Source organism: Bacillus sp. UNC69MF (assembly GCF_000746035.1).
GTDB lineage: Bacteria > Bacillota > Bacilli > Bacillales > Bacillaceae > Bacillus > Bacillus velezensis.
The window spans coordinates 1-13,498 of the sequence record NZ_JQKM01000008.1; the positions used below are offsets into that span (position 1 = coordinate 1).

The 13,498-nt window shown below is 48.9% G+C and carries 11 protein-coding genes and 1 riboswitch; of the genes, 10 read left to right on the plus strand and 1 reads right to left on the minus strand.

The annotated features are described in order from the left end of the window. The coding region (locus BR62_RS0107300) for an IS3 family transposase (protein WP_032870300.1) at positions 1-289 on the plus strand (289 nt) is incomplete at its 5' end. Positions 290-346: 57 nt separating this feature from the next. On the opposite strand, the gene BR62_RS0107305 is transcribed toward BR62_RS0107300, so the two are convergent. Then, complete coding sequence (locus BR62_RS0107305) at positions 347-637, minus strand: DUF3817 domain-containing protein (protein WP_003156265.1); 291 nt, start codon at positions 635-637, stop codon at positions 347-349. Positions 638-812: 175 nt separating this feature from the next. Here BR62_RS0107305 and BR62_RS0107310 point away from each other — a divergent pair, with 175 nt between their 5' ends. The 9 genes from BR62_RS0107310 (at position 813) to BR62_RS0107350 (ending at position 13,486) form a co-directional block, all read left to right on the plus strand. Beyond that, complete coding sequence (locus tag BR62_RS0107310) at positions 813-1,247, plus strand: transcriptional regulator LrpC (protein ID WP_007410180.1); 435 nt, start codon at positions 813-815, stop codon at positions 1,245-1,247. A gap of 63 nt (positions 1,248-1,310) precedes the next feature. Continuing rightward, on the plus strand, positions 1,311-3,497 hold the full coding sequence (locus BR62_RS0107315; protein WP_032870446.1) for a DNA topoisomerase III: 2,187 nt from the start codon (positions 1,311-1,313) through the stop codon (positions 3,495-3,497). A 233-nt stretch (positions 3,498-3,730) separates the two neighbouring features. Beyond that, on the plus strand, positions 3,731-4,816 hold the full coding sequence (locus BR62_RS0107320) for a hypothetical protein (protein ID WP_032870303.1): 1,086 nt from the start codon (positions 3,731-3,733) through the stop codon (positions 4,814-4,816). Beyond that, positions 4,797-5,645, plus strand: coding sequence for a diguanylate cyclase domain-containing protein (locus BR62_RS0107325; RefSeq protein ID WP_032870305.1), 849 nt, complete (start codon positions 4,797-4,799; stop codon positions 5,643-5,645). Before BR62_RS0107320 ends, BR62_RS0107325 begins: the two co-directional genes overlap by 20 nt. Then, positions 5,635-7,362, plus strand: coding sequence for a DUF2334 domain-containing protein (locus tag BR62_RS0107330; RefSeq protein WP_032870307.1), 1,728 nt, complete (start codon positions 5,635-5,637; stop codon positions 7,360-7,362). The genes BR62_RS0107325 and BR62_RS0107330 overlap by 11 nt, the downstream gene beginning before the upstream one ends. After that, a complete protein-coding gene (locus BR62_RS0107335; RefSeq protein ID WP_017419244.1) occupies positions 7,355-8,617 on the plus strand; it encodes a glycosyltransferase family 2 protein in 1,263 nt (420 codons plus the stop codon). Before BR62_RS0107330 ends, BR62_RS0107335 begins: the two co-directional genes overlap by 8 nt. A gap of 5 nt (positions 8,618-8,622) precedes the next feature. Further along, on the plus strand, positions 8,623-10,728 hold the full coding sequence (locus BR62_RS0107340) for a cellulose biosynthesis cyclic di-GMP-binding regulatory protein BcsB (protein WP_032870309.1): 2,106 nt from the start codon (positions 8,623-8,625) through the stop codon (positions 10,726-10,728). Positions 10,729-10,862: 134 nt separating this feature from the next. Then, a riboswitch (cyclic di-AMP (ydaO/yuaA leader) is annotated at positions 10,863-11,009 on the plus strand. 156 nt (positions 11,010-11,165) lie between these two features. Next, positions 11,166-12,986 (plus strand): APC family permease, encoded by a 1,821-nt coding sequence (locus BR62_RS0107345; RefSeq protein WP_007410187.1) that lies wholly within the window; start codon positions 11,166-11,168, stop codon positions 12,984-12,986. A gap of 53 nt (positions 12,987-13,039) precedes the next feature. After that, positions 13,040-13,486 (plus strand): NUDIX hydrolase, encoded by a 447-nt coding sequence (locus BR62_RS0107350; protein ID WP_007410188.1) that lies wholly within the window; start codon positions 13,040-13,042, stop codon positions 13,484-13,486. Positions 13,487-13,498: the final 12 nt, after the last annotated feature.

The window sequence follows — 13,498 nt, forward strand, 5'->3', positions numbered from 1 at the left end:
TAGTGACCAAGGTTCTGTGTATACATCTTACGAGTATCAAAAAGCTGTTAAAACAAAAGGCATTACCATGAGCATGTCCCGCAAAGGGACGCCCGCTGATAATGCCTCCATCGAATCGTTTCATTCCTCGCTAAAGTCTGAAACGTTCTATCTTAACAGCATTGATCGAACTACGACTGCCATCGTAGAACGCACTGTCATAGAATACATTCATTATTATAACAATATTCGTATTCAAACCAAACTAAACAACCAATCACCGATAAACTATCGGCAATTGGCTGTTTAAAAGGTGTTTTGACCCCTGTCTCAAAAACGGGGGGCAGTCCCCAGAAGAGGAGCTTTTTTATTGATAATTTCTCAGGCCGCGATCATAAATAAAATTACCGAACGGAATAAAGGCCGCGATAAAACCGGCGGCTGACCACTTCACATGCCATTTGACAGTAAACGCCGCATACGCCAGCACCGCCAGATAAATGATAAACAAACCGCCGTGAATGGAACCGGCAATGGTGACGGCGAGCGGATGGTGAGCCCAATACTTCAGCGGCATCGCGATAAACAGCAGCACCAAAAGCGACATTCCTTCAATAAACCCCATCGTGCGAAGTCTGCCGATCGGCGTGTGTAACATACAGCTCCCTCCTGTCGGACATCTTTTTTCCTCTATACTATAAGCAAAGGGCAGTCCTAATATGACCATTTCGCGTCTGTTCCTGAAAAAACCTTCATGATTTCAGCTGTTGTTCTTGTCATTTTTCGGATTTCTCTTGATAATATAGCCAAAAGGGTAAGGAAGGACTACAGTCATGAAACTAGATAATGTGGATCTGAGCATCATTAAAGAGCTGCAGCGGGACAGCCGCCTGTCCATGCGGGAACTGGGCAGAAAAATCAAATTGTCAGCTCCGTCCGTCACAGAGCGTGTCAGACAGCTTGAATCCTTCGGCGTCATTAAGCGCTATACATTGGACATTGATCAAAAAAAGATCGGGCTTCCTGTTTCCTGCATTGTCGAAGCGACAGTGAAAAACGGAAAATACGATCAATTTAAAACCTACATTCAATCCATTCCCAACATTGAATTTTGTTTTCGGGTCGCCGGGGCGGCGTGTTATATGCTGAAGATGAACGCGGACAGCCTGGAAACGATCGAACACTTCATCAACCGCACCTCTCCGTATGCCCAAACCGTGACCCACGTCATTTTCTCAGAAATTGACACAAAAAACGTCCTCGATTAGAGAGAGCGTGAGGAAGTCTGTTATAATAACAGGATGATTGTGAAAGAAAGAGAAGTGAAAAGCATGTCAAAAACAGTTGTATTAGCTGAAAAACCTTCAGTCGGCCGGGACTTGGCCCGCGTTCTGAAGTGTCATAAAAAAGGAAACGGATATCTTGAAGGCGACCGCTACATCGTCACATGGGCGCTCGGGCATCTGGTAACGCTCGCTGACCCTGAAGGATACGGCAAAGAATTTCAATCATGGCGGCTTGAGGATCTGCCGATTATTCCGGAGCCTTTGAAGCTCGTCGTCATTAAAAAAACAGGAAAACAGTTCAATGCGGTCAAAGCTCAGCTTGTCCGGAAAGACGTCACCCAGATCGTAATCGCTACAGACGCAGGACGGGAAGGGGAGCTTGTGGCCCGCTGGATTATCGAAAAGGCAAACGTCCGCAAACCGATTAAGCGGCTGTGGATTTCCTCTGTGACGGATAAGGCGATTAAAGAAGGATTCCAGAAGCTCCGCAGCGGCAAAGAGTACGAAAACCTGTATCATTCCGCCGTTGCCAGAGCGGAAGCGGATTGGATCGTCGGCATCAACGCGACCCGCGCGCTGACGACGAAATTTAACGCACAGCTGTCATGCGGACGCGTCCAGACTCCGACATTGGCGATGATCGCCAAGCGTGAAGCGGACATTCAGGCGTTCAAACCCGTTCCTTATTACGGTCTCCGCGCGGCGGCTGATCAGATGACGCTGACATGGCAGGATAAAAAAACAAAGCAGACAAGAACATTCGATCAGACGGTGACCGGCCGTTTGGCAAAAGATCTCCAAGGAAAGCCGGCGGTCATTTCAGAATTGAAAAAAACGGCGAAGAAAAGCTTCGCTCCCGGTCTTTACGACTTGACGGAATTGCAGCGGGACGCTCATAAGCGCTTCGGTTTTTCCGCAAAAGAGACGCTGTCCGTGCTTCAAAAGCTGTATGAACAGCATAAGCTTGTCACTTACCCGCGGACGGATTCCAGATTCCTTTCCGCAGACATCGTGCCGACTTTAAAAGACCGTTTAAACGGCATGGAAGTTAAGCCGTACGCACAGTACGTCAATCAAATACTGAAGCGGGGCGTCAAAGCGCATAAAGGATTCGTCAATGATGCGAAAGTATCGGATCACCATGCCATCATTCCGACAGAGGAGCCGCTGATCATTTCAAGCCTCAGCGACAAAGAACGAAAGCTTTACGACCTGATTGCCAAACGTTTTCTCGCCGTGTTAATGCCGGCGTTCGAATACGAAGAAACAAAGGTCACAGCCGATATCGGCGGCGAAACATTTACCGCAAAAGGGAAAACGGTTCAATCGCCTGGCTGGAAAGCCGTGTATGATATGTACGAGGATGACGACGATCATGAGGAAGACAAAGACCAGACCCTCCCGGATCTTCAGCAGGGTCAGCGCCTCACTGTCTCATCACTGAAAGAAACGAGCGGACAGACGAAACCGCCGGCGCGCTTTAATGAAGGCACGCTGTTATCCGCGATGGAGAACCCAAGCGCCTTTATGCAGGGAGAAGAGAAGAACCTTGTGAAAACATTGGGTGAAACCGGCGGACTCGGAACAGTCGCCACCCGCGCTGATATCATTGAAAAACTGTTCAACAGTTTCTTGATCGAGAAAAAAGAAAAAGATATTTTCATTACGTCAAAAGGGAAGCAGCTCTTACAGCTCGTCCCGGAAGATTTAAAATCACCGGCCTTAACCGCTGAGTGGGAGCAAAAGCTCTCCGCCATCGCAGCGGGCAAACTGAAATCCGCCGTCTTCATTAAAGACATGAAAACATATGCGGGCAAAACGGTGAAGGAAATCAAAAACAGCAGCCAGACTTTCAGACATGACAACATTTCAGGCACCGCCTGCCCTGATTGCGGCAAAATGATGCTTAAAGTCAACGGCAAACGCGGCACGATGCTCGTATGTCAGGATCGTGAGTGCGGCAGCCGGAAAACGCTGGCAAGAAAAACAAACGCCCGCTGTCCGAACTGTCATAAGAAAATGGAGCTTCGCGGCCAGGGCGAAGGCCAAACCTTCGCATGTGTATGCGGCCACCGGGAGAAACTGTCCGTCTTTGAAAAGCGCAAGGCGAAAGATAAATCCGGACGCGCATCCAAGCGGGACATCAACTCTTATATGAAAAGCCAAAACAAAGAGGAGCCGATGAACAACGCGCTGGCAGAACAGCTGAAAAAACTCGGCCTGGATAAATAGATCAGAGAAAGGCAGCATTTGTAAAGAAATGCTGCCTTTTGTTGTGTTTTTAACTGTAATGGGAATACGATCCAGACGAAGAGGGAAAAGGTGAGCAGACGGCGCTCCCATTTAAAATTTCCCAATGTGAAAAAATGCTAGTATTCTTTTATCGTTTCCTATATAGTAAAAATACTTTGTGAAAAAATAAGATATGGGTCTAAAAAAGGATTTATAAAATAGGAGGATGGACTGTGAAGCAATTCGTTTTTCGTCTGATGATCCTTTTGATTTCGATCGTTCTGACGGCGGGGTGCGCGGAGGCCGGCACTGAAAAACAGGCGGCAGCCGAACCGTCCGGGCCGCTTCAGCCCGCAGAGCATTTTATTTATCATAAATTGATGAACGGGCGGGGGATGATCCGGACGAACATAACCGGTGAGCCGGAATATTTATCAGAGTCTCTCGGACTATGGATGGCATTTTTGCTGAACAGGAAAGATGAACGGCAGTTTCAAGCGCAATATCAGCTTCTCACCGATTCGTTTCTGACGAAAAACGAGCTCGTGTCGTGGAAGATTGACGGGAATAAAGCGAGCGGCACCAATGCCTTAATTGATGATTTCAGAATCATGAACTGTCTGAATGAGGCCGGAACCCTGTGGGGAAACAGTGAATACGGGAAAACAGCGGTGCAGATCGGGAAAGCGCTGGAAAAATACAATACGAATGACGGGTATTTTACGGATTATTATGATGCCGCTTCAAATGCCGCGTCAAAGACCGTGACGTTGTCCTATGTCGACCCCGGCGCCTTACAGATGCTCAGAGAAAAGGGGATTATCGATGAGAAAACGGAAAACCGGAACCTCGAAGTTCTCAATCTTGCGCCCCTGAAAAATGGTTTTCTGCCGAAATCGTTCAATACCGAAACTAAGGAATACAAATATGACAGCGAAGTCAATGTCATCGACCAGCTGTATGCCGCCGTGAATCTGAAGCGGGGCGATGGCACAGCCGCTGTGCTGTCGAAATGGATTATAAAGGAATTTAAGTCGCGCGGACAGCTGTACGGACGATACAGCGCAGACACGAAGGAGCCGGCGGTTCAATACGAATCACCGTCCGTTTACGCCCTGGCCGTTCTTTTTTTAGCAGAACAAAAAGCTGATCCGGCTGTCATCAAGCCGCTTTATGAAAGAATGACTTCATTTGAAACACTGGACACGCTGAAACCTGATTACGGCGGCTATATGAGCGGGGGCGATACACATTCTTTCGATAACCTGCTGCCGCTTCTGGCTGAAAGGAAATTGTTTAATGAAAATATCATTCAATGAATCACAAAAACTGTGCAGCTACACAGCAGTTATGCTGGTGCTGCTGTCTTTTTTTATTTACTATGCGTCTCAGCAATCCGCAGGGCTTCTGATAACCTGCATCACATTGCTTGTCACGGGAGCCGGCATATGGTTCGGGGCAATCTACGCGCTCGTCATCACCTTACTCGTCTTATTTGTTCTCGGCAGCCTGCTCCTGTGGTTTCAGACCGGGAGCTTTATGGCGTCTGCCGGTGCCGAAAGTCTGCAGGTGCTGGTCATTTGGGGGATTGCGCTGCTCGTCTTTTCTTACATAGCGGGAAGGATTCACGAGTTGGCGAAGGGGCTTGAGCGCACAGTGAAACAGCTGCGTGAAGAGATTACGAGCTTTGTCGCCGTCGACAGGGTGACCGGCTTTGACAACCATCTGCGGATGAAGCTGGAGCTTTCCGAGGAGATCAAGCGGGCGGAACGCTACGGCAATTCCTTCGTCTTTTTGCTGCTGCACATGCATTATTTCAAGGAATTCAAATCCCTCTACGGAGAAAAAGAGACCGACCGCCTGCTGGCATTTATCAGCCGCCAAATCCGGTCAAGCGTTCGGGAAACAGACAAAAAATTCAGGCCGTCCGCCGAACGGTTCGGCATCGTGCTGACCCATACGCCTGAAGAAAACATGCCGGCCGTTCTGGCGAAGCTGAAAAAGGAATTGGATACGTACCGGCTGCAAAACGGTAAATACGTCTCCATCACCTTCCGTGTATGTTACTTGGCGTACCGAAAGGATTTACAAACGGCTGAGCAATTTTTAAATGAACTGGAAAACGAGATGATGATGAATGAACTCTAAATGGATACGTCTCTTACTCTCGGCGCTCTTCATGATTTCGGCGGTTTATGTTCCCCTTACGGCGGAAGCAAAAGACAAAAAGGACGGCATTCTCATTATTTATACAAGCACGGACGGCAAAGAAACCGCTGAGGTCAAAATGCTTGATCTGACCGCGGGCCATTTCTCATCCGCCGTCACCGTGAAAAGCGACGGAGACATCACAGCCGCGGACCTCAAAAAGAATCGGCGCGTCATCTATTACGGCGTCACGAAAAAAAAGCTCAGCACATCATTTGTGTCTCTGATCAGCAGTATGCCGCAGCAGCTTATCAGCATCGGCTATAACGCCGGACAGTTCCGCCAATTTGCGGGTTTGTCCCTGACAGAGAAAGAAACGGTATACCGCATTTACGGCAAAGAAGAAAAAACAGACATGCCGCTTGAAAAAGGGATGTCCGTGCTCGGCGTATCGGGAGTAAAAGGAAAGTCCCTTTATACATACCGGTCCGGTGACGGCAGCACCCGCCCTTTTATGTGGAAAACGGCGCGCTCTGACTATTATTTCGGTGTGACGAGCCTGTTAAATGATTCGTTTCTGACGGCGAAAGCGCTGCGCAACGCATTCGGAGAATCAGCGGGCGGCACCCTCCTTTATTTACGGCTTGAAGACATCAGTCCGATGTCAGATGAAACATTGCTTTACGAAGCGGGCGCTTACCTGCATAAAAGACACATTCCGTTTATTCTGGCGGTCATTCCGGTCTATCTCAATCCGGAAAACGGAGAAAAAGTATACTTGGCGGACAAGCCGAAAATGGTCAGCGTCCTGAAAAAACTTCAGCAAATGGGCGGCAGCATCATTATTCACGGCTACACGCACGCATACCGATACAGCGAAACGGGAGAAGGCTTTGAATTTTGGGATGCCAAAGCGGATCAGCCGATTACGTCAGAAAATGCGGATGATACTCCGGTCAAGCTTGAAAAGGAACAGGATTTTCCGAATGAAAAAGCGTACCGGGCGTATGTGAAGCCTTTCCGTGAAAAAGAAAACATCTACACGAGAACGAAGCTGGAGCAGGCGATTGACGATCTGACAGAGCTCGGCCTTTACCCGCTGTCATTCGAAGCGCCGCACTATACGATGTCTGAAGAAGGCTACAAAATCGCATCTTCTTATTTCTCCAGCATTTTCGGACAAGTGCAGCTCAGCGGCACGACGTGGAAAACCTCGGGCGCCCCTCCGTTCGTCTCAAAGCCGGCTATGCTGGACGGGATGACGCTGTACCCTGAAACAATCGGTTATGCCGATAACTCAAAGGAAAATCCGCTCGGAGATATGGAGAATCATATTTCGCAGATGATTGATTTCGGCGGCGGAACGGCGGGCGGTTTCTACCATCCGTATCTCGGCATGAAATACCTCCCCGAGCTCGTCAATCAAATGGAGCGGATTCCCGGCGGCGAGTGGCTCGATCTGAAGAAAACGAAGCAAACGGTAACGTCGGACAGCGTCAGGATCAAAACGGACGGAGACGGGACCATTCATGTGGAAAACAAGATTCATCCGATAACGGCCTTTTTCAATCACCATCAGCAGACGCCTCTGGAAAAAGCGCTTTGGATTCTCTCCGGCGTGGTGTTATTGTTTATCATCATGTTCGCCTGCTACGTCCTTTATTTGCGCGCCACATTAAAAAAACGAATTTTTAAGGAGAGAAGGAGCCTTGAGTAACATTCTGTTTTTTATCTCATTAAGTTTAATATGGGTGATGCTTCTCTATCACATGTTTCTGATGCAGGGCGGATTCAGGCATTATATGACCTTCGAACGGAACATTCCGAAATGGCGCGCAAAGATGGGGGAGCTCCCGAAGGTCAGCGTGCTCATTCCCGCGCATAACGAAGAGGTCGTCATCAGGCAGACGCTGAAGGCGATGGTGAATCTGTATTATCCGAAAGACAGGCTTGAGATCATCGTCGTTAATGATAACTCCTCCGACCGGACGGGAGACATCGTCAATGAATTTTCCCGTCAGTATGACTTCATTAAAATGGTCATTACAAAGCCCCCGAACGCCGGAAAAGGAAAATCTTCGGCGCTGAACTCAGGGTTCGCGGAATCGAACGGAGACGTGATCTGCGTGTATGATGCGGACAACACGCCGGAAAAAATGGCGGTGTACTACCTGGTTCTCGGTCTGATGAATGATGAGAAAGCGGGAGCGGTTGTCGGGAAATTCCGTGTCATCAACGCGGCCAAAACGATCCTGACGAAGTTTATCAATATTGAAACCATCTGCTTTCAGTGGATGGCGCAGGGCGGCAGATGGAAATGGTTCAAAATCGCCACCATCCCGGGAACGAACTTCGCGATCAGGCGGAGCATTATCGAACAGCTCGGCGGCTGGGATGATAAGGCGCTGGCGGAGGATACCGAGCTGACCATCCGCGTGTATAATCTCGGCTATCATATCCGCTTTTTCCCGGCGGCTGTGACATGGGAGCAGGAGCCTGAGACATGGAAGGTGTGGTGGCGTCAGCGGACAAGATGGGCGCGCGGCAACCAATACGTGGTTCTCAAGTTTTTATCCCAATTTTTTAAGCTGAAACGCAAGCGGATCATCTTCGATCTGTTTTATTTCTTTTTTACGTATTTTTTGTTTTTCTTCGGTGTGATCATGTCAAACACGATTTTTATCATCAATCTTTTTTACGACCTGCATCTGGCTGTCGGGTTTTTGGCGATGATTTTGTGGATACTGGCCTTTTTCCTGTTTATGACTGAGGTCATGATTACTTTAAGCATTGAAAAAACAGAAATGAACAAACAAAACTTCTTTATCGTATTTCTGATGTACTTTACATACTCCCAGGCTTGGATCGTGCTCGTCATCTGGTCATTATTCACAGAGATCAAGCACCGCTTGTTCAAGCAGGAAGTCAAGTGGTACAAAACGGAGCGATACAATCAAAATAAAAGCGGGTGACCTTTTTGAAAAAAGCGATCATATTGATAACTGGCCTTTTGCTATTGATGTCTAACGGGCAGGCGGCCGCGGCCCGGGAACTGAAAACGGACGGTTCCGCCCTCGGAACAAGCGCCGGCGCAAAAGAGCAGCAGGCGCTGACTGTCGATCTGATGACACTGTACGGGGCGAAAGACAGCGCAGAGCTGACCTATCAGATTCCTGCGGGAGCTTCGAATGCCGATCAGTCGCTTCTGATTGATTACGAGGCGTCAAACTTATTAATTGCCCCGTCTTCTTTAACCATCGCCATTGATGATGAACCCGTCAAATCCATTAAGCTTGACGACAGTTCCAAGCGGAAAACGGTGAAGCTCAATCTCAGCAAAAGCCAATCCGCCCAAGGCTATCACAATGTATCATTACGATTTTACGGCGTATTAAAAGAGGGCGTCTGCGTCAGGCAGGATACGTCAGGCAACTGGATAAAAATTTATCCGGACAGCCGCCTTGTGCTTTCAGAAGCAAGCAAGTCAAAGGGAGCGGATCTCGGCCATTTCCCGTATCCGTTTGCCCAATCAGGCAATACGGGTGAAGAAACCGATATTATCCTTCCTGACAAACCGACCTCGGCGGAAGCTGAAGCCGCAGTCAAAACAGAAGCATTTCTGAAAACGGCAGACAGCAGGCTGAAGGTATCCTATGTAAAAGAATCCGACGCCGGCAAAATCAGCAATCCGTCAATTATCATCGGCGCTGATCAGCATTGGAACGGTAAAATAAAAGAGCTTTTCGAACGGGGGAACATCAAAGCGGAAGACAACAAACTTCTTCTCGCTGAACGGGTTCTGACATCAGGGGACAAACGGCAGCCCGTCCTGTTTGTCACGGCGCAATCAGACAAAACGCTGGCGGATAAAATCCGCGTCATCACAGACAGCGCTTATTCAAGCCAGCTGGGCGGAGATACTTTGACAATCGGCCGCCTTCAGCCCGCTGCGGAAAAGACAGGCAATAAACTGACACTAGAGGACTTCGGCGCGGGAAATGTAACGGTCGGATCAAACAAAACGGCGTCAGAGCACTTCTTTTACCCTGCGGCGGCCGCTGTTGATAAAGACGGTAAGGTCAAGCTTTCACTTACATTAAAAACGTCGGAATCGATCCGGACGAAGGCGGATTCAGATGATGACGCTGAGAGAGCGGAACTTAACGTCACGGTCAACGGACAGCCGAATGCGGTGCGTCTTGATGATCTCGGCAATAAAGATAAAGACGGCTTTTACCACGTCTCCATCCCGATTGATCCGAAGCTTTTGCGAAGCAGCAGGTACATTGATCTGCAATTTGTCACATCAGGTTTGAAACATAACAATCCGTGTATCGACCGTGACGAAAACAAATGGGTCTATATTGATAAAAGCAGCACGCTGACGTATCCGGTAAGCGATGCGGCGCAGAAAGCGGATTTCGGGCAATGGCCGCTCCCGTTTGCGGGCGGCGGGAAAGAGAAAACAGTGATCGTCATCCCGGATGACGTAAACATACAGACACTGAAAGAGCTTTCTCTGGTGGCGGATTCATTCGGAAACGGCTTTACCGTAAAGACGGCATCAGACATGAAGGAAGCGGATGCCAAAGGCCGGAATGTTGTGTTTATCGGAGGCCTGCCGCAAATTCCGCTTTTGAAATCAAACGCCTCTAAGCTTCTCGTGCCGTCAGACCGCAGCGGCGCGTACGATGTTTCTTCGTTTCAGATGCTGAATGAGACGACGAAACAAGTCGCGTTTACCCAGGAATCACCTTGGGACTCCGGCCGGAGCATCGCTGTTTTTGCTCCGTTATCAGGAAGCGGCGCGTCTGTCACAAAAGAGCTGATCAGCTTTTTAGACAGCACAAGCGATGCCGCAACCGTCATTAACGAAACGGCCGGCCGGCAGTTGTTTTCGAATCATCAGCAAATCAAGTCCGATGACAGCAGTCCGGCGGCTGATACGAAGAGCCGGTCCGCAGCACTGAACGTTACGTATATTGCTGTTTTCGCGGCGCTTATGATCATTGCGGCCGGTCTGATCTGGCTGACGGCAAGAAGGAAAAAAAGAAAAGCGGATCATGAAAAAAGCGAAGAGTAATGAAGGAAAAAGAGGCCGTTAACAGGCCTCTTTTTTTGTATTTTTATTTCCATTTTTGGCGGTGATTTTTTTATTTTTGAAACAGCATAAAAGCCCCTTTACAACTGAACGGGACGGGAGTATGATCTCTTTTATAATCTATATCGCTTAATCTGTAATCAGAGCGGGGGAACCAATTTGCGGCGCGTGATGCCGCTTGGGGTGAATCCTTTTTCAGGTAGGGCCAACTCTCATCAGCCCGAATCCGACAGCTAACCTCGTAAGCGTTCATGAGAGGAGATGAATGAAACCTGTGCACGATTATGGCGCAGGGGCATCCGTTTGCCTCTGTGTCTTTTTGCTGTGCTGAAATATGGCATGCAATCAGCATTCGGAGACATCATAGCAGTAAGGGTTTGTAAATCAAACGGAAAATGAAAAAAAGGGGAAGACAACAAATGTACCATTCAATCAAAAGATTTTTGATTGGGAAACCGCTGAAATCACAGGCTGCCGGAGAGCAGAAACTCACGAAACTCAAGGCGCTCGCCATGCTTTCTTCAGACGCGCTGTCATCAGTTGCTTACGGAACGGAACAGATTCTGATCATTTTGGCTGCGGTAAGCGCGGCCGCGTTTTGGTATTCCATTCCGATCGCAGCCGGTGTTCTCATTTTGCTGCTTGCTTTGATTCTGTCCTACAGACAGATTATTTACGCTTATCCGCAAGGCGGGGGCGCTTATATGGTGTCAAAAGAAAACCTTGGTGAGAAGCCGGGCCTGATTGCGGGCGGCTCATTGCTTGTTGATTATATTCTGACGGTGGCGGTAAGCATTTCTGCCGGAACTGACGCGATTACATCGGCATTTCCGGCTTTGCACCCGCATCATTTGCTCATTGCTGTTTTGCTTGTGATTCTGATTATGATTTTAAATTTGAGAGGACTGTCAGAGTCGGCGTCCATTTTGGCGTATCCCGTCTATCTGTTTGTGGCGGCGCTTGTCCTTTTGATCGTCGTCGGGCTGTTTAAACTCATGACGGGCCAGGTTCATCCGGCCGAACACACGCCGATCGGCACACCTGTGGCGGGCATCACGCTGTTTTTATTGCTGAAGGCCTTTTCTTCGGGCTGTTCGGCACTGACCGGTGTTGAAGCCATTTCAAACGCGATCCCGGCCTTTAAAAATCCTCCGGCAAAAAACGCGGCCCGCACTTTGGCCATGATGGGGATTCTGCTGGCGATCTTATTTACGGGGATTACGGTGCTGGCGTACGGCTACGGCACGGGTCCGAAGCCTAACGAGACCGTTATTTCGCAAATCGCCGCGGAAACCTTCGGACGCCATACGGTGTATTATTTCATTCAAGGCGTTACATCATTGATTCTCGTGCTTGCGGCGAATACGGGCTTTTCCGCATTTCCGCAGCTGGCGTTTAATTTAGCGCGCGATCAGTATATGCCGAGAATGTTTACGGTACGAGGCGACCGGTTAGGATTTTCAAACGGAATCATCTTTCTCGGTATCGCGTCCATCCTGCTCATTCTTTTATTCGGCGGCCGCACGGAACATTTAATTCCGCTTTATGCCGTCGGCGTGTTCATTCCGTTTACGCTGTCGCAGACGGGAATGTGCATCAAGTGGATCAGGCAGAAGCCGAAGGGCTGGGCGGTAAAAATGCTGATCAACTCATGCGGCGCCGCCATTTCATTTATGGTGCTGTGTATTTTATTCGCGACGAAGTTCAATCTTGTCTGGCCGGTGCTGTTATTCATGCCTGCTGTCGTCATGCTGTTTTTCGTCATTAAAAATCACTACACCGCGGTCGGCGAACAGCTGCGGGTCGTTGATCAGCAGCCTGAGGAAATCAGGGGAACCGTCGTCATCGTGCCTGTCGCCGGTGTCACCACCGTCGTCCAAAAATCGATTCAGTATGCGAAATCATTATCGGATCAGGTCATTGCGGTTCATGTTTCCTTTGACAGAGAAAACGAAAAAAAGGTGGAAAAGCGCTGGGAAGAGCTTCATAACGGTGTCCGCCTCGTCACCCTGCATTCCTCATACCGCAGTCTGGTTCACCCGTTTGATAAATTTTTGGAAACGGTCGAACAGAAAGCGAAAAAAGAACAGTTCTCCGTGATGGTGCTGTTTCCGCAATTCATTACGAAAAAACGCTGGCAGACCATCCTTCACAACCAATCAGCCTTCTTGCTCCGCGTCCGGCTGTTTTGGAAGAAGGACATCATCGTCGCCACCCTGCCGTATCATTTTAAAAAGTAACGGCAAAGACCGCAGGCTAAAATGCTGCGGTCTTTTTTGTAAAGGAGGACGACATGGCACAAGGCGCTTTTGTCATCATACAAAATGACGGGCGGGACATATTGCTCGTAAAACGAAAAGACATTCCCTTATGGGATTTGCCCGGGGGCAGGATTGAAGAAGGTGAAACATCTGAAGCCGCAGCCGTCAGAGAGGCCTTCGAAGAAACCGGTTATAACGTGACCATCCTGCAAAAAGCCGGTGAGTATGAAAGGCCGGCATTTGAAGATACACAACATGTATTCATCGGAGCCATTAATGGGGGAACTCCGCTGATGAACGGGCCGGAAACCGCCGCTTTACGCTGGTTTTCCCCAAACCGGCTGCCGCTGTTCATGGTGCCGAACAGAAAACGGCAAATAAAAGACGGACTCAATGGGGCGGCAAATCAAAAGGCAGTCCTTAAAGACCGAAATCTGTTATCCATCCTTGATCTGCTAAGAAAAAAGCTGAGAGTATAGCTCGTGTTTCAA

Bases quoted from the DNA above. Each gene is read 5' to 3' on its own strand.
- BR62_RS0107315 (WP_032870446.1), top strand. From the start codon at position 1,311: ATGTCAAAAACAGTTGTATTAGCTGAAAAACCTTCAGTCGGCCGGGAC.
- BR62_RS0107350 (WP_007410188.1), top strand. From the start codon at position 13,040: ATGGCACAAGGCGCTTTTGTCATCATACAAAATGACGGGCGGGACATA.
- BR62_RS0107310 (WP_007410180.1), top strand. From the start codon at position 813: ATGAAACTAGATAATGTGGATCTGAGCATCATTAAAGAGCTGCAGCGG.
- BR62_RS0107325 (WP_032870305.1), top strand. From the start codon at position 4,797: ATGAAAATATCATTCAATGAATCACAAAAACTGTGCAGCTACACAGCA.
- BR62_RS0107305 (WP_003156265.1), bottom strand. From the start codon at position 637: ATGTTACACACGCCGATCGGCAGACTTCGCACGATGGGGTTTATTGAA.
- BR62_RS0107330 (WP_032870307.1), top strand. From the start codon at position 5,635: ATGAACTCTAAATGGATACGTCTCTTACTCTCGGCGCTCTTCATGATT.
- BR62_RS0107345 (WP_007410187.1), top strand. From the start codon at position 11,166: ATGTACCATTCAATCAAAAGATTTTTGATTGGGAAACCGCTGAAATCA.